A 15326-nucleotide genomic window follows, 5' to 3' on the forward strand; every position below is an offset into this window, starting at 1 on the left:
TCGGCACAAGCCCCCCGGCCGAGCAAGCGCTTGGAAATTCCGGAGAGGTTCTTCGATCGGGGGCCTCGCTCGCCTCCGGGCGCCCGGGAGTACCCGAGGGCCCGGGAGATCCGGAGGGGGTCTTCCGCTATCCTCCGCCGACGACGACCGCGCACGGCGGCGCGGTCCGGCCGAGACGAGGGGCTGCATGGACACAGGGGCGGGCGTGGGGAACGGGGCAGGGGCGGGCCCGGAGCGCGGCGGCAGGCCGTACGACGTGGTCCTCTTCGGGGCCACCGGGTTCGTGGGCGAACTCACCGCGGAGTATCTGGCCGAGCACGCCCCCGACGGGTGCCGCTGGGCGCTCGCGGGACGCAGCCTCGGCAGACTGGAGGCGCTCCGGGAGCGGCTGGCCTCGGACCGGCCGCACCTGGCCGGCCTCCCGCTGGTCGTGGCGGACTCCGCCGACCCGGCCTCGCTGCGGGAACTGGCCGGATCGGCCCGGGTGGTGGCGACGACGGTCGGCCCCTACGTCTGGTACGGCGAGGAGCTCGTCGCCGCCTGCGCGGAGGCCGGCACGGACTACCTGGACCTGACGGGCGAGGCCGAGTTCGTGGACCTCGTGTACGTGCGGCACGACGCGCGGGCCCGGGAGACCGGCGCCCGGATCGTGCACGCCTGCGGCTTCGACTCGATCCCGCACGACCTGGGCGTGCACTTCACGGTGGGGCAGCTCCCGGAGGGCGTGCCGCTGCGGGTGGACGGTTTCGTCCGGGCCGGGGCCGCGTTCTCGGGCGGCACCTTCGCCTCCGCGCTCACCGCGCTCGGCCGGGGCCGGGAGGTCCTGCGGGCCGCGCGCGAACGGCGCCTGCACGAGCCCCGGTTGGTGGGCCGCCGGTCGCGGGCGCCGCTCGGCGGCCCCCGGTTCAGCCGGGAGACGGGCACGTGGGCGCTGCCGCTGCCGACGCTCGACCCGCAGGTCGTGGCGCGCTCGGCGGCGGCCCTCGACCGGTACGGGCCGGACTTCCGCTACCGGCACTACGCCTCCGTGAAGACGCTCCCGATGGCGCTCGGCGGCGCGGCCGCCGTCGGCGCGAGCGTGGCGGCGGCCCAACTCCCGCCGGTGCGGAGCTGGCTGATGGAGCGTTACCGGGCCGGGGAGGGCCCGTCGGCCGAGCGGCGCGCCCGCAGCTGGTTCTCCGTGCGGTTCGTGGGCGAGGGCGGCGGGCGGCGGGTCTTCACTGAGGTGTCGGGCGGTGACCCGGGCTACGACGAGACGGCCAAGATGCTCGCCGAGTCGGCCCTCTGCCTCGCCTTCGATCCGCTGCCGAAGACCGCCGGGCAGGTGACGACGGCGGCCGCGATGGGCGACGCCCTCACCGCCCGGCTGCGGGAGGCGGGCATCCGCTTCCGGGTGGCGCACCGGGGTTAGGGCCCGCCCGGCGGATCAGGGCCGAGGGCCGGTCCGGTGCCGCCCCCGTGACACGGGGGCGGCACCCTGCGGCTTCCGGTCAGTAGGCGCTCACGTACCAGAGCGCGCCGCCGAGGAGGACCGGCACCGTGAAGGCGATCTGCAGCATCCAGGGGACGCCCGGCCCCTCGTCGTCCGGCTTGCCCGGGTTCTCCGAGCGCCACGCCATGAACGCGCGCATCGCCTTCTGGTGTCCGGCGACGCCCAGGGCGATGCCCAGGTACACCGCGCAGTAGACGGGGAGCGTCCCGGTCAGGGGCGTGTCGTAGGTGGCGCTGTAGGACGCGGCCCCCGCGAATCCCAGGACCGGGCCGCACGAGATCCAGATCCTCTGTCGGCCGCTTGTCATCCCCGGAAACATCAGCGCGAGATAGACGGCCACGCTGATCGCCGCGAACAGCCACCACAGCGGTGACGTCCTGTCCATTTCCGCCCCCTTCCCTCTTCCCCACTCTTACGGTCCGTGACCATTCTCCCCGGCGGTCACGGCGGGCGGGCGGCGGGGGGCCCGCCACCTCAGGGCCGTACGAGACGGAAGGGGTGGTCGGCCGGGTCCGCGTAGACGCGCCGGGCCGGGTCGCCTTCCCCGTCGTCCAGCGGTACGGCTCCGAGCGCGAGGACGGCCTCGCCGGCGGCGGCCAGGTCGTCGACCCGCACGTCGAAGTGGAACTGCTGCTCGGGCGCGCCCCAGACGGGCGGCCGGTGGCCCGGGACGCTCTGGAAGCCGAGGACGGGACCGCCGTCGCCGCGCAGCACGACGCCGCCCTCGCCGACGGTCCACCGGGGGTCGGGGTCGTCGATCTCGCCGCCGATCAACCGCTGGTAGAACAGGGCGAGTTCGTACGCGTCGGGGCAGTCGAGGACGATGCGCCGCAGCCGTCCGATCACGCGGCGCCCCCGGCGGCGCGGTTCGGGGTCGGGCCGCGCCGCGCCGGGCGGAACGCGGCGGATCGGGGAGGGGAGTCGTCATGGCCCCACTCTGCTGAGCGGGTCCGGCATCCGGTATCCGTACGCGTACTCAGGGGGCTCCGGGCGCTCCGGAAGGATCCGGACGCTCTCCGAGCGCCTCCTTGAGGGCGCGGCGGCAGAGGGAGTCGGCGCGGCGGGTGGTCTCGGGGATGCGGTAGCGCGGGGCGAGGTGGAGGGCGTGGGCGCAGGCCCGGGCGAGGGAGACCCGGTGGCCGGTGGAGACGAAGACCGGCTTGACCCCGTTCTGGGTGCGCACGGCCCGCCCCACCTCCTCCCCGTCGGCGAGCAGCGGGGACGAGTCGCCGCGCGCGGGTCCCGGCTGCTCGTAGGCGAAGGCGAAGGGGTTCTTGGCGACGCCGACGGACGGCCGCCCGGTGAGCACGCCGAGGTGGCTGGCGAGCCCGAAGCGGCGGGGGTGGGCGAGCCCGTAGCCGTCGCAGACCAGGAGGCCGGGGTCGGCGCCCAGGGCGTCGAGCGCGGCGAGCACGGTCGGGATCTCCCGGAAGGCGAGGAGCCCGGGGACGTACGGGAACGAGACCCGGCCGACCGCCGTCGCCTCCTCCACGACCTCCAGGGTCCGCGCGTCGAGCACGACGGCCGCGGCGGCGACGAGGTCCCGCTCGTCGTCGTAGGCCACGTCGAGCCCCGTGACGTGGCCCTCGCCGACCGCCGGCCCCTCCTCGTCCCGTACGAGCCGTTCCCTCAGCTCCCGCTGGACGGCGAGGGCGGCGGTCTCGTCGGCGGGCCAGCCCGCCGGAATCTCGATGATCGTCATGATGCGGCCACCCTACGGCCGGCCGGGCGCCCGTTCCGAGGACCGGGACGGCCGCCCGGGGCCGAGGGGGCGGCCGGTAGCCTGGCGATCATGTTCGTACTGGAATTGACCTACACCGCCCCCGTCGAGCGGGCGGACGCGCTGCTCGACGCGCACGTCGAGTGGCTCGACGCGCAGTACGCCGCCGGCGTGTTCCTCGCGTCCGGGCGGAAGAACCCGCGGGACGGCGGGGTGATCCTGGCCGCCGGGGTCGACCGCGCGGAGATCGAGAGGATCGCGGCGGCCGACCCGTTCAGCACCGAGGGCGTGTGCGCGTACCGGATCACGGAGTTCTACGCGACCAAGACGGTCGACGGGATCGCCGCTTACCGGGAGGAGCTGCCCTCCTAGGGCGTGTGTCGAAAGTCCCGTCTGCCCGGCGGCGCCCGGCACGCACGCTCGCCGCGTTGTCGGGATCGCCCCGATACAACCAGTATCGGGGCGAAGCCGCGCGATCCGGCCCTGTTCGCCCGAGGCCCAGCAGGAGCCGTCCGGGGTGCAGTCGACCGTGTCGTACGAGCCGGTGTCGACCGTGCGCCAGGTGCGGCCGCCGTCGGTGGTGAGGTCCGTGCCGGTGGGGCCGACGGCGAGCGCGGACGTCCTGCCGTACGGGAGCCAGGCGACGCCCGAGCGGTAGGCGGGCGGCGGCGCGGCCGAGGCGCGCCAGGTGCGGCCCGCGTCGGCGGTGACGGCGGCGGCCCGCGGGGACGGCTGGTCCTTGCGGTAGTCGCCGCCGACCGCGATGCCGTGCGCGCGGTCGCGGAAGGCGAGCCCGAAGACGCCCCGGGCCGGGTCCCCGGCCGGGATCGGCGAGGCGGTGGCGGTCCAGGTCAGCCCCCGGTCGGCGGAGTGCAGCACGCGCGCGGCGGCCGCGCCGCCCGTCGCGAGCCACACGTCCCGGGGTCCGGCCGACACCAGGCACTGGCCGCTCGCCGCGAACCCCGCCTCGCCGGGAAGCGCCTCCGGCATCCCCCCGTCCGGCAGGACCCGCCAGGACCGGCCGCCGTCGCGGGTCGAGAGGATGCGGTACCTCCCGTCGACCGGGTCGCTCATGGCGAGGCCGTTGCGGTGGTCGAAGAAGGTCATGCAGTCGTAGAAGGCGCGCGGGTCGGTGTTGCGGAAGGACTCGGTCCAGGTGGCGCCGCCGTCCTCGGTGCGCAGCACCCGCGAGGCCTCGCCCTCCCCGATGGCCAGGACGACGGCCCGGCGGGCGTCGAAGGCCTCCACGTCGCGGAACTCCAGGCCGTCCGCGCCGGGCGGCGAGACGTTCCGCCAGCTCCGGCCCGCGTCGGTGGTGCGCAGCACCGTGCCCCGGGAGCCCGCCGCCCAGGCGGTGCGGCGGTCGACCGCCGCGAGTCCCCGGAAGCGGGCGTCGGTACCGGTCGGCGTGAGCCGCCAGCCGGCCGCGGAGGGGAGGTGCCGGTCGGTCGCCCGTGCGAGCCGCCGGTCGGTGGTGAGCGTGGGTGGCCGGTCCGTCGCCCGCGTGAACTCCCGGTCCGCCGACGGGAGGTGTCGGTCGGCCGCCGGAGCGAGGTGCCCGTCCGCCGTCGGCGCGAGTGGCCGGGCGGTCGTCGGCGCGAGCTGTCCGCCGGTCGTGACCGTGGGGGTCTCCCCGGCCCGCGCCGGGACGGCCAGGGCCAGCGCGAGCGCCGCCCCGACCAGTCCCGCCGACATCGTTCGTCTCGTCTTGCCCATGGACGTCATGGCGCCGGAAGCTAGTGCCCCCGCCCGCCCGCCGTCCAGGGTGCCTCCGCGCGAGCGGCCCGTACCGGACGCGGGTGGTGCCGTGCCGATGGCGGAGCCTCCGGATTCCGGCCGTACCGCGACCTTTCCGGCCCTTGCCCCGAATCGGCCGGAGAGCTTTCCGGACAGAGTCGGGAAGCGGCCGAAAGACCCCGACCGGCCCGGACACCCCTCCCCGTGGGCCCGGTGACGCAGCTCACGTGGATCCGGAGTGCACGTTCCGGCCGTCTCTCCCGTCTTCCCGGGTGTCAGGAGCCCCGGTGTCGGGGAGACGCACAGGATCCGAAACCCGCGCGAGAGGAGCCGGTCTTGTCCGCCGTCATCGAGCAGGCCGTCCAGGCCCGTCTGGTCGCATCCGCTCCCCGGATGGAGACCGTCCCCGCCACCCTGCGCTACGACCGCGAGGATCCGTACGCCGTCAGCATGGCCTTTCCTCCTCCCGCGACCCTGGAGGGCGTCGAGGTCTCCTGGGCCTTCGCGCGCGAACTGCTCGTCCAGGGGGTCGAGCGCCCGGCCGGGGTCGGGGACGTGCGGCTGCGCCCGTACGGGTACGACCGGACCGTGGTCGAGTTCCACGCCCCGGAGGGGGTGGCCATGGTCCACGTCCGGACCTCGGAGCTGCGCCGCTTCCTGGAGCGCTCGCAGCACCTGGTGCCGGAGGGGCGCGAGCACCAGTACCTGGACTGGGACCAGGACCTGACCGAACTGCTCCGCGAGCGCCCGTAGGAATCCGCGCGCCCCTCGAAAGCGCCTGAAAGCCCGGGAAGCCGAGGAAGTCCCGGAAGTACCCCGGAGGTCCCCGGAAGCCGACGAGACCCCGGGAGCCGACGAGGCCCCGGGAGCCCCCAGAGGCCCCCGGAAGCTCCCGCCCCTTAAATCGTTTGCCGCCCTCCCGGTCGGGCTCGTATCGTCGGTATCGACCTTGTCGTCACCCGATCGGAGAAGGACGTTGCTCGTCTGAGGTTGCGAGACACCGCGCCGCGCGTGCCCCCTGTGCCGCGTGTGCCGTTCTCGACCTCGGCGTACGAGCCGTCTCTCCACTGCCCGCGCCCCGGTGTCTCCACGCGTTGCATCCCGTCACGCCCGCGCTCGCGCACCCGGAGGCCTACATGGCGCATCACCCCACCTTCCTCACCTGTTCCTCGCTCTCCTTCTCCTGGCCGGACGGCACCGAGGTCTTCGACGACCTCCGGCTCGCGGTCGGCCCCGGCCGCACCGGGCTCGTCGGGCTCAACGGCTCCGGCAAGTCCACGCTCCTCAAGCTGCTCGCGGGCGAGCTGACGCCCGTCTCCGGCACGGTCCGGGTCACCGGCGAGCTCGGCCACCTGCCGCAGAACCTGGTCCTGGACACCTCGCGCCGGGTCGACGAGATCCTCGGCATCGACGGGAAGCGGGCCGCCCTGCACGCCATCGAGGCGGGCGACCCGGCCGAGGAGCACTTCACCGCCCTCGCCGACGACTGGGACGTCGAGGAGCGGGCCCGGGCCACCCTCGACCAGCTCGGCCTGGGCGGCATCGGCCTGGACCGGACCGTCGGCGAGATCTCGGGCGGCGAGTCCGTCCTGCTGCGCCTCGCCGCGCTGCTGCTCGCCCGGCCCGACGTCCTGCTGCTCGACGAGCCGACCAACAACCTGGACCTGCACGCCCGCGCGCGCCTCTACGAGGCCGTGGAGAAGTGGTCCGGGGTCCTGGTCGTGGTCAGCCACGACCGCGAACTCCTGGAGCGGGTCGACCAGATCGCCGACCTGCGGGACGGCGAGGTCACCTGGTACGGCGGTTCCTGGTCGGACTACGAGGCGGCGCTCGCCGCCGAACAGGAGGCGGCGGAACGGATGGTGCGGGTCGCCGAGGCCGACGTCCAGCGGCAGAAGCGGGAACTGGCCGACACCCAGGTGAAGTTGGCGCGCCGGAAGCGGTACGGGCAGAAGAGCTTCGAGAACAAGGTCGCCTCCAAGCTGGTGGCGAACAGCCAGAAGCGCAGCGCCCAGGTCACGGCCGGCAAGCAGCGCACGCTCCACGGCGAGCGCCTCTCGGAGGCCCGGGAGCGGCTCGACGCGGCGGTGGAGGCGGTGCGGGACGACGACGAGATCCGGGTCGAGCTGCCGCGCACCTCGGTGCCGCCCGGCCGCGAGGTGCTGCACCTGCGGGACCTGGAGCTGCGGTACGGGGCCCGCGTCGAGGGCGCGTTCGAGCTGCGCGGCCCGGAGCGGATCGCCCTGGTGGGGCGGAACGGCGCCGGGAAGACGACGCTGCTCCGGACGATCGCCGGGGAGCTCGAACCGCTGGCCGGGGAGGTGGACGCGCGGGTGCCGCTGCGCTTCCTGCCGCAGCGGCTCGACGTCCTGGACGACGGGCTGAGCGTGGTGGAGAACGTGGCCCGCTTCGCGCCCGCCGCGACGGGGAACGCGATCAGGGCCCGGCTCGCGCGGTTCCTGTTCCGGGGGGCGCGGGCCGACCAGGCCGTGGGCACCCTCTCGGGCGGGGAGCGGTTCCGGGCGACGCTCGCGGCACTGCTCCTCGCGGAGCCGGCCCCGCAGCTGCTGATGCTGGACGAGCCGACCAACAACCTGGACATGGCGTCGGCGCGGAAGCTGACGGAGGCCCTCGACGCCTACGAGGGGGCGCTGGTCGTGGCGAGTCACGACGTGGCGTTCCTGGAGTCGCTGGGGATCACCCGCTGGCTGCTGCTCGACGGCGAGCTGCGGCCGACGACCGCCGAGGAGGTCCGGGAGGTGGTCGCGGACGGGTCCTGACGGCAGCGGACGGGTCCTGACGGCAGCGTGTCCGGCGCCGCCAGGGCCCATCCGGGTCGCGCACCCAGCGCCGCCGGATGCTCGCACCGTGTAGTCGGCCGGGTGTCCGGCGGACGCCACACTGGACGTGACCTGCGTCTCCGGCGCCACATCGACCAGGGAGCATAACGGAACGTAACCGGACAACGCCCGGGGCGGGGTTGGTGGACGCCTTACGGAGCCTTAACCTACGGTTTCGTAACCTACGGATTCGTAGGTACACCCGTATGCCCTTCTCCGTCCCCAGGAGTTCCCCTTGACGCTCACCTCTCCCCACCTCGGCAGCTCTGCGGAGTGGACCGACGCCCGGCTGCTCTACGCCCTGGAAGAGGTCGTGGAGAAGGAGCTCAACCGGCACCTGAAGGTCACCAAGGACTGGATGCCGCACGAGTACGTGCCGTGGTCCGACGGCCGGAACTTCCCGGGCTTCTTCGAGGACGGCGAGGCCTGGGACCCGCAGCAGTCCAAGGTGACCGAGATCGGGAAGATCGCGCTCGTGGTCAACCTGCTCACCGAGGACAACCTGCCGAGCTACCACCACGAGATCGCCAGCCTCTTCGGCCGCGACGGCGCCTGGGGCACCTGGGTGCACCGCTGGACCGCCGAGGAGGGCCGGCACGGCATCGTGATGCGCGACTACCTGCTGGCCTCGCGCGCCGTCGACCCGGACAAGCTGGAGCAGTTCCGGATGGCGCACATGAGCGAGGGCTTCGAGTCCGACAACCGGCACTCGATGCTGCACTCCGTGGCGTACGTCGCCTTCCAGGAGCTGGCCACCCGCATCTCGCACCGCAACACCGGCCACCGGTCCGGCGACCCGGTCTGCGACCGGATGCTCGCCCGCATCGCCACCGACGAGAACCTGCACATGGTCTTCTACCGCAACCTGCTGGGCGCGGCCTTCGAGATCGCCCCCGACCTGACCATGCAGGCCGTGCGGGACGTCGTGGTCAACTTCCGGATGCCCGGACACGGCATGCCGGGCTTCGAGCGGGCGGCGGCGCAGATGGCGATCGGCGAGATCTACAACATGCGCATCCACCACGACGACGTGCTCCAGCCCGTGCTGCGCTTCCTCAAGGTCCTCCAGATCGACGGCCTGGGGCCGGAGGGCCTGCGCGCCCAGGAGGAGCTGGGCCTGTACATGAACGGTCTGGACAGCGAGGCGAGCAAGTTCGACGAGAAGCTCGCGGCCCGCAAGGCCCGGCTGGCGGCCCGCGCGGCGGGCTGACGACGGGCCCGGCCGGCCGGACCGGCCGCACCACCGCGCGACGGGCGGACGCACCCGCCGCGCGGGCTCAGCCCCGGCCGCGCTTCAGCCGGAACCGCTCCTTCTCCGAGAGCCCGCCCCACACGCCGAACCGCTCGTCGTGCGCGAGGGCGTACTCCAGGCAGGCCACCCGCCCCTCGCAGGCCCCGCAGAGCTGCTTCGCCTCGCGGGTGGAGGAGCCGGGTGCCGGGAAGAAGAACTCCGGGCCGGCCTGGGCGCACAGCGCGTTCTCCTGCCAGCTCATGTCGGGCTCCGGTGCGGTCAGTACGCTCGTGTCGGTCTGCATGCCGTACACGGTGCCGGGGCGCCGTAAACGAGCCATCAACGTTCGATCAATGCGGCGCGCCGAAAGGGTTTGTCAGGTGACCCCGCACGGGCGAGGATCACCGCATGACGACCAGAAAGGGCCATGCCGCGTAGGCGCCCCGCTCCGCTCTCCCGTGCTCGCGCACCGCCGGTCCCCGCTCCCCGCAGCGCCCGACCGAACCCCGCGACCGCCCACCGAGGAGAGCCCGTGCACGAGATCGCCCTCGTCCCCCACGCCCGTCTGCCCCGCGCGCACCACGACCGCCACGTCCTGGCCAGTACCGTCGACGCCTTCGGCGCCGCGCACTGGCTGCTCGCCGAGCGCGCGCCGGAGGCGGGTGATGATGCGGACCCATACGACGCCCTGGTCGTGTCCGTGGCCGACGGGGCCGTCGAGACCACGGAGTTGAGCGGCGTGCGGGCCCGGTGGCCCAAGCTGGACCGGCTGCCGGACGGCAGGTTCGTCGTCGCCTCGGCCCGGAGCGACGGGGACGGCGACACGGGCCAGGTGCAGATCTTCAACACGCTCGGGCGTGAGTACGGGGCCTTCTCCGTCGGGGACGCGATCGAACACCTGCTCGTGGACGAGGTCGGCGACCTGTGGGCCGGGCACTTCGACGAGAACCCGCTGGGCATCCGCCGCTGGAGCGCGGCGGGTGAACTCCTGTGGGCGTCCGAGGACGATCCCGGCGCCGGGTGGATCATGGACTGCTACGCCCTGAACGTGTCCGGCACCGCCGTCTGGGCCTGCCCGTACGTCGATTTCCCGCTCCTGGAGATCAGGCCCGGCCAGGACGTGAGGAGTCGGACCGGCATCGTGGGAGGCGCCGATTCCCTGGCCGTCCACGGCGAGCGGGTCGCCTTCCTCGACCACGGCCGGATCGTCTACGGGGAGATGACCGGGAGCTCCGTGGAACGGAGGCACGTCGCCCTGCTCACCCGCCCGGAGGGCGGCCCCGTCGGCCGCCGTCGGGTTGCCGCCCGGGGGAGCAGGGTCTACGTCGGTTACGGCCCCCTCACCGAGTGGGGCGTCTTCGACCTCGGCGCGTGACCCCCAGGGCCGGCAGGACCGTCTCGGCCACCCGGTAGGCCTCCTCCAGGAGGGGGTTGCCGGAGAGGATGAAGGTGTCCACGCCCAGGTCCTGGTACTCCTCTAGGCGTTCGACGACCTGGGCCGTGGAGCCGACGACCGCCGTGCCGGGGCCGGGGCGGAAGAGGCCCATGCCGGGCCAGAGGTTGGGGTGGGTCTCCAGTTCGCGGGCGCGGGCCGGGACCCGGCCGCCGTGCTGGCGGAACTGGCGCTGCCAGCCGACGCCGTCCTCCCCCGCCCGCTCGCCGAGCTGGCGGGCGTAGGTCGCCTCGCTGGTGACGTCGAGGAGCCGGTCGGCGGCGGCCCAGGCCTCGTCCTCGGTGTCGCGGACGATGAGGTGGAGGCGCAGGCCGATGCGGAGGGTGCGTCCGTGGGCGGCGGCCCTGGCCCGTACGTGGTCGAGCTTCTCCTTCAGGAGGTGCGGCGGTTCGCCCCAGGTGAGGTAGACGTCGACGTGTTCGGCGGCCATCTCGATGCCGGGGGCCGAGGAGCCGCCGAACCAGAGCGGGACGTGCGGCGCCTGGACCGGGCGCAGGTCGCGGAAGGAGGCGCCCGCGTTCCTGAGGTCGTAGAAGCGCCCCTTGTGGTCGAAGACCTCCCCCGCCGTGAGCCGCTTCACGATCGACCAGTACTCGGCGCTCAGTTCGTACCGCTCGTCGTGCTCGACGTGCAGGCCGTACTCCCGCAGGGAGTGGGTGGAGCCGTTGACGACGTTGAAGCGGAGCCGGCCGCCGAAGAGGTTGTCGAAGCTGAGCGCCGTCTTGGCGAGCAGGGTGGGCGAGATCAGACCGGGGTGGACGGCGAGGAGGGGCTTGAAGCGGGTGCTGGTGGAGGCCGCGAGGGCGGAGCCGAGCGGCCAGACGTCGTAGAGGTCGGTGGCGAGCAACGCGCCGGTGTAGCCGAGGCGTTCGACCGTTCCGGCGAGCTGCTGGAGGTAGCCGAGGTCGACGGGACGGCGGCCCTCCGGCTCCCACGGGTAGGCGCCTTCGCGCGGGATGATGTACCAGAGGACTTCGGGTGCCCGGGGGTTCGGTTCCTGGGAGGTCACGGGGTCAGGCCTTCCGGGGCAGCGCGTCCGCGACGGTGACCGCGCGGTCGACGAATCCGGTGCGGTGGAAGACGTCGGCCGCCCGCTGCTGCTCCGCGACGAACTCCTCGGTGACCTCCTCGATCGTCCAGGGCAGGGCGCGCAGGGCGGTCTCCCAGTCGTCCACCGTGCCGCCCTGGTCGGCGGCGGCGATCCCGGCGGCCTCGCGGGGGTGGGCTGCGGCCCACTCGTCGGCCCGGCGCAGGGCCCGGACGAGCGCCTCGACCACCTCGGGCCGTCCCTCGGCCAGGTCGCGGCGGGTGAAGAAGACGGACCGGTCGCTGATGACCTCGGCGGTGGGGACGAGGACGCGCAGGCCGCCGGTGCGGCGGGCGGCGGCCAGTTCGGCGCCCTGGGCGACCCAGGCGGTGATCTCGCCGGAGCGCAGCTTCCGCTCGCTGCCGGAGTCCCCGCGCACGGGGGTGATGTCCGTGGCGTACGACAGGCCCGCGTCGTCCAGGGCCTTGGCGACGAGGTGGGTCTGCCAGGAGCCGACGGCGAGGTGGACGGTGCCGCCCTTGAGGTCGGCGACGGTGCGGACCGGGCTGTCCTCGGGGACGAGGAGGGCGCCGTGGCCGGGGCGGGGCGCCGAGACGGCGGTGTAGACGATGTCGTGGCCGGCGGCCTGCGCGGTGACGGGCGGGGTGGAGCCGGTGCCGCCGAAGTCGATGGTGCCGTCGGCGAGGTACGCGCCGGTGCGGACGCCGTCGGTGTACGGGTGCCAGGCCACGGTCTCGCCGAGGGCGGCGAGCTCCTGCTCCGCGTAGCCGAGGCGGGAGAGGTGGTAGAGGGAGGGGTTGCTGCGGTGGACACCGATGACGACGGTCATGCGGGCGCTCCTTCGAAAGTGGCTTCGGGGGTCGTTTCGGGGGCGGCTTCGGGGGCCGTTTCGAGAGGGCCGGGCGCTTCCTCGGGCGCGTGGACGCCGAGGTCCGCGAGGAGCCGGCGGCGGAGGGCGACGAAGGCCGGGTCACCGGGGTCGCGGGGGTGGTAGACGGCGACGGGTTCGTCGGTGACGAGCCGGCCGTCGCGCAGGACGGCGACCCGGTCCGCGAGGCGTACGGCCTCGTCGACGTCGTGGGTGACGAGCAGGACGGCGGGACGGTGGATCCGGCGCAGCTCGCCGACCAGGTCCTGCATGCGGAGCCGGGTCAGTGCGTCGAGGGCGGCGAACGGCTCGTCCAGGAGCAGGAGTTCGGGCTCCCTGACCAGGGCGCGGGCGAGCGCGACCCGCTGGGCCTCGCCACCGGAGAGGGTGGCGGGCCAGGCGTCGGCGTGCCGTTCGAGTCCGACCTCCGCGAGGGCCCGCAGACCGGTCTCCCGGGTCGCCGCCCCGCGCGGGAGGCCGACGGTCACGTTGGCGAGGACCTTCTTGGAGGGGATGAGCCGGGGCTCCTGGAAGACGATCGTGCGGGCGGCGAGGACGAGGGCCTCTCCCCCGTCGGCGCCGTCGAGGGCGCCGAGGATGCGGAGCAGGGTCGTCTTGCCGCTGCCGCTGGCCCCGAGCAGGGCGAGGAACTCGCCGCGCGCCAGGGTGAGGTCGAGGCCGTCGAGGACCGCGCGGGTGCCGAAGACCCGGCGCAGGCCCCGGACCCGTACCGCCGTCCCCCCGGTGTCGGTGCTGGGCGTGGTCATCGGGCTCCTCCTCCGGGTCCCGCCGTGCGCCAGGGCATGAGGACCCGCTCCAGGCCGCGGACGAGGACGTCGGCGGTGAGGCCGAGCAGGCCGTAGACGAGGATGCAGACGGCGAGGACGTCGGTGCGGGCGTAGCTCTGGGCCTGGGACATCAGATAGCCGATGCCCTCGGTGGCGTTGATCTCCTCGGCGGCGATGAGCGCGATGACGCTCAGCGTCATGGAGAGCCGCAGTCCGGCGAGGAGCGAGGGCAGGGCGCCGGGCAGGACGACCTGGCGGACGATCGCGAGCCGGCCGAGGCCGAAGCTGCGCATGGCCTCGACGAGCTTGCGGTCGGTGTTGCGGACGCCGCCGGCGGTGGAGACGTACATCGGGAAGGTGGTGGCGACCGCGATGAGCAGGATCTTCGCGGTCTCGTTGATCCCGAACCAGACCATGAAGAGGGGGACGAGGGAGAGGAAGGGGATGGTGCGCAGGGTCTGGAGGGAGGAGTCGAGGAGTTCGTCGCCGAGCCGGGTGAAGCCGGTGGTGATGCCGAGGGTGAGCCCGGCGGCGAGGCCGATGACGAGGCCGAGGCCCGAGCGGGTGAGGGAGGTGGCGAGCGCGTCGGACAGCTGCCCGTTGCCCCACAACTCGCCCACCGCGCTGACGACTTGCGCGGGCGAGGCGAGCACGTCGGGGGTGAGGAGACCGGTGGCGGAGGAGGCCCACCAGAGGGCGAGGAGGGCGACCGGGCCGAGGGCGCGGACGGTCAGGGAGTACGTGCGGGAGCGGGCGCGGTGGACGGGCGGGCGGGGGGCGACGAGACCGGCGGTGTCCTGCCCGGCCCCGGGGGTCTCCTCCGGCGTCTTCCCGGCCGGGGACTTCCCGGCCGGCGGCTTCCCGGTCGAGGGCTTCCCCGCCAGGGACTTTCCGGTCGAAGGCTTCCCGGTCGGGGTCTTTCCGGTCGGGGTCTTTCCGGTCGAAGGCTTCCCGGTCGGAGGCTTCCCGGTCGGGGTCTTTCCGGTGACGATCGGGGCCGTCACGACAGCTTCTCCACGTCGAGGAGGTGGGCGGCGATGTCGACCTCGTTCGGCGTGACCTTCTGGTCGGCGTAGAACCGCGCGACGGTCTCGAAGCGCTTGACGTCCTCGGGTCCGATCGGGTCGACGGTGCCCGCCTTGGCGGTGAAGGCGATCTGGACCTCCTTGGCCTTGCCGTTGACGGCGGTGGGACCGGCGTCGGTGAAGACGTTGAGGTAGGCGGCCGGGTCCTTCTTCTCCTTGGCGCTGTTCTCGTGGAGGTAGGCGTAGAGCGCCTCGACGATCTCGGGGTGCTCCTCGGCGAACTTCGAACGGACCGCGTTCAGGCTGTAGTTGTCGGAGCCGATGGCGGTTCCGTCGGCGAGGAAGCGGGCCTTGCCCGAGCCGATCTCGGCGACGGCGTAGGTGGACCAGACGGCCCAGGCGTCGACCTGGCCGGCGTTGAAGACGGCGGCGGTCTGGTCGGGGCGCAGGTAGACGCGCTCGACCTTGTCGGCGGGGATGCCGGCCCCGGCGAGGGCCTTGAGGAGGAGGTACTCGCCGGTGCCGCCCTTGTTGACGGCGACCTTGCGGCCGACGAGGTCCTTCACGGAGGCGATGTCGGAGCCCTCGCGGACGAGGATGCCCTCGCCGACGGGGTCGGGGTCGGTCGCGGTGAAGAAGGCGAAGCCGGGGCTCTGGGAGAGGGAGGTGATGCCGGAGGTGATCGAGCCGGTCGCGATGTCGAGCTGATCGGCGTTCATCGCCTGGGCGGCGGGGGCGAAGGGGCCGGCGCTGCCGGTCCAGGCCACCTTGGCGCCGACGGCGGCGAGGGCCGCGTCGAGGCTGCCGTCCTTCTTGCCGAGGGCGAGGACGCCGGAGTTGCCGGGGTCGGGGATGCGGACGGTGACCGTTCCCTTCGCCCCCTTCGGGCCGTCGCCCCCGCCCGCGGCCGTGTCCGCGGCCGGGCTGCCGCCGCAGGCGGTGACGGTGGCGAGGGTGGCGAGGGCCGCCAGGGCGGCGAACGGGGTGAGTGGGCGCATGGCGGTCGTCCTTCGGGGTCGGGTTCGCTTACGTCGGTGCGGGGCGGGGGCGGGTACGTCGGTGCGGGGCCGGGGCGGGTACGGCCGTACGCGGCTGGGGCGGGTACGGCGGGACGGGGGGGGGGG

At 74.0% G+C, this 15326-nt stretch carries 15 protein-coding genes and 1 pseudogene; 6 read left to right on the forward strand and 10 right to left on the reverse strand.

Translation table 11 applies throughout. The features are described from left to right. Positions 1-187: 187 nt before the first annotated feature. On the forward strand, positions 188-1411 hold the full coding sequence (locus ADL08_RS13475) for a saccharopine dehydrogenase family protein (protein ID WP_053642516.1): 1224 nt from the start codon (positions 188-190) through the stop codon (positions 1409-1411). A gap of 79 nt (positions 1412-1490) precedes the next feature. Here the strand turns inward: ADL08_RS13475 and ADL08_RS13480 are convergent, their stop codons facing one another. From ADL08_RS13480 to ADL08_RS13490, 3 genes are all read right to left on the reverse strand, one after another. Continuing rightward, entirely contained in the window at positions 1491-1877 is a 387-nt protein-coding gene (locus ADL08_RS13480) for a hypothetical protein (protein ID WP_053642518.1), read from the reverse strand. An 89-nt stretch (positions 1878-1966) separates the two neighbouring features. After that, complete coding sequence (locus tag ADL08_RS13485; RefSeq protein ID WP_053642520.1) at positions 1967-2338, reverse strand: VOC family protein; 372 nt, start codon at positions 2336-2338, stop codon at positions 1967-1969. A 130-nt stretch (positions 2339-2468) separates the two neighbouring features. Beyond that, positions 2469-3194: an endonuclease V gene (locus ADL08_RS13490; protein ID WP_053642522.1), complete on the reverse strand. Its 726-nt coding sequence runs from the start codon at positions 3192-3194 to the stop codon at positions 2469-2471. A gap of 90 nt (positions 3195-3284) precedes the next feature. Between ADL08_RS13490 and ADL08_RS35480 the strand changes: the two genes are divergently transcribed. Then, entirely contained in the window at positions 3285-3584 is a 300-nt protein-coding gene (locus ADL08_RS35480; RefSeq protein WP_078968143.1) for a YciI family protein, read from the forward strand. 93 nt (positions 3585-3677) lie between these two features. On the opposite strand, the pseudogene ADL08_RS13495 reads toward ADL08_RS35480, so the two are convergent. Next, positions 3678-4937: pseudogene (locus tag ADL08_RS13495) on the reverse strand (WD40/YVTN/BNR-like repeat-containing protein); the annotation flags it as partial. Positions 4938-5285: 348 nt separating this feature from the next. Between ADL08_RS13495 and ADL08_RS13500 the strand changes: the two are divergent. From ADL08_RS13500 to ADL08_RS13510, 3 genes are all read left to right on the forward strand, one after another. Next, positions 5286-5702: an SsgA family sporulation/cell division regulator gene (locus ADL08_RS13500; RefSeq protein WP_030215698.1), complete on the forward strand. Its 417-nt coding sequence runs from the start codon at positions 5286-5288 to the stop codon at positions 5700-5702. 383 nt (positions 5703-6085) lie between these two features. After that, complete coding sequence (locus tag ADL08_RS13505) at positions 6086-7729, forward strand: ABC-F family ATP-binding cassette domain-containing protein (protein WP_053642552.1); 1644 nt, start codon at positions 6086-6088, stop codon at positions 7727-7729. A 295-nt stretch (positions 7730-8024) separates the two neighbouring features. Then, on the forward strand, positions 8025-8999 hold the full coding sequence (locus tag ADL08_RS13510) for an acyl-ACP desaturase (RefSeq protein ID WP_053642524.1): 975 nt from the start codon (positions 8025-8027) through the stop codon (positions 8997-8999). Positions 9000-9066: 67 nt separating this feature from the next. On the opposite strand, the gene ADL08_RS13515 is transcribed toward ADL08_RS13510, so the two are convergent. After that, positions 9067-9324 carry a WhiB family transcriptional regulator gene (locus ADL08_RS13515; protein ID WP_053642554.1) on the reverse strand — a complete coding sequence of 86 codons (258 nt, stop codon included), beginning with the start codon at positions 9322-9324 and terminating at the stop codon, positions 9067-9069. A gap of 228 nt (positions 9325-9552) precedes the next feature. Here ADL08_RS13515 and ADL08_RS13520 point away from each other — a divergent pair, with 228 nt between their 5' ends. Beyond that, positions 9553-10395: a hypothetical protein gene (locus tag ADL08_RS13520; RefSeq protein ID WP_053642526.1), complete on the forward strand. Its 843-nt coding sequence runs from the start codon at positions 9553-9555 to the stop codon at positions 10393-10395. Here the strand turns inward: ADL08_RS13520 and ADL08_RS13525 are convergent. From ADL08_RS13525 to ADL08_RS13545, 5 genes are all read right to left on the reverse strand, one after another. Next, entirely contained in the window at positions 10361-11482 is a 1122-nt protein-coding gene (locus tag ADL08_RS13525; RefSeq protein WP_053642528.1) for an LLM class flavin-dependent oxidoreductase, read from the reverse strand. The two genes, ADL08_RS13520 and ADL08_RS13525, sit on opposite strands and share 35 nt — an antisense overlap. 4 nt (positions 11483-11486) lie before the next feature. After that, the gene (locus ADL08_RS13530) at positions 11487-12350 is read right to left on the reverse strand and encodes an ABC transporter substrate-binding protein (protein ID WP_053642530.1); all 864 of its coding nucleotides are present in this window, start codon (positions 12348-12350) and stop codon (positions 11487-11489) included. Beyond that, positions 12347-13156 (reverse strand): ABC transporter ATP-binding protein, encoded by an 810-nt coding sequence (locus ADL08_RS13535; RefSeq protein WP_053642532.1) that lies wholly within the window; start codon positions 13154-13156, stop codon positions 12347-12349. Before ADL08_RS13535 ends, ADL08_RS13530 begins: the two co-directional genes overlap by 4 nt. Beyond that, entirely contained in the window at positions 13153-14061 is a 909-nt protein-coding gene (locus tag ADL08_RS13540) for an ABC transporter permease (RefSeq protein WP_078968144.1), read from the reverse strand. Before ADL08_RS13540 ends, ADL08_RS13535 begins: the two co-directional genes overlap by 4 nt. A gap of 116 nt (positions 14062-14177) precedes the next feature. Next, positions 14178-15200 (reverse strand): ABC transporter substrate-binding protein, encoded by a 1023-nt coding sequence (locus ADL08_RS13545; protein WP_053642534.1) that lies wholly within the window; start codon positions 15198-15200, stop codon positions 14178-14180. Positions 15201-15326: the final 126 nt, after the last annotated feature.

It is taken from the genome of Streptomyces sp. NRRL F-6492, from assembly GCF_001280125.1.
In the GTDB taxonomy this organism is placed as follows: Bacteria; Actinomycetota; Actinomycetes; order Streptomycetales; family Streptomycetaceae; genus Streptomyces.

Coding starts and splice junctions, on each gene's coding strand:
- ADL08_RS13475 (WP_053642516.1), top strand. CDS start 188: ATGGACACAGGGGCGGGCGTGGGGAACGGGGCAGGGGCGGGCCCGGAG.
- ADL08_RS13480 (WP_053642518.1), bottom strand. CDS start 1,877: ATGGACAGGACGTCACCGCTGTGGTGGCTGTTCGCGGCGATCAGCGTG.
- ADL08_RS13490 (WP_053642522.1), bottom strand. CDS start 3,194: ATGACGATCATCGAGATTCCGGCGGGCTGGCCCGCCGACGAGACCGCC.
- ADL08_RS35480 (WP_078968143.1), top strand. CDS start 3,285: ATGTTCGTACTGGAATTGACCTACACCGCCCCCGTCGAGCGGGCGGAC.
- ADL08_RS13505 (WP_053642552.1), top strand. CDS start 6,086: ATGGCGCATCACCCCACCTTCCTCACCTGTTCCTCGCTCTCCTTCTCC.
- ADL08_RS13515 (WP_053642554.1), bottom strand. CDS start 9,324: ATGCAGACCGACACGAGCGTACTGACCGCACCGGAGCCCGACATGAGC.
- ADL08_RS13530 (WP_053642530.1), bottom strand. CDS start 12,350: ATGACCGTCGTCATCGGTGTCCACCGCAGCAACCCCTCCCTCTACCAC.
- ADL08_RS13535 (WP_053642532.1), bottom strand. CDS start 13,156: ATGACCACGCCCAGCACCGACACCGGGGGGACGGCGGTACGGGTCCGG.
- ADL08_RS13545 (WP_053642534.1), bottom strand. CDS start 15,200: ATGCGCCCACTCACCCCGTTCGCCGCCCTGGCGGCCCTCGCCACCCTC.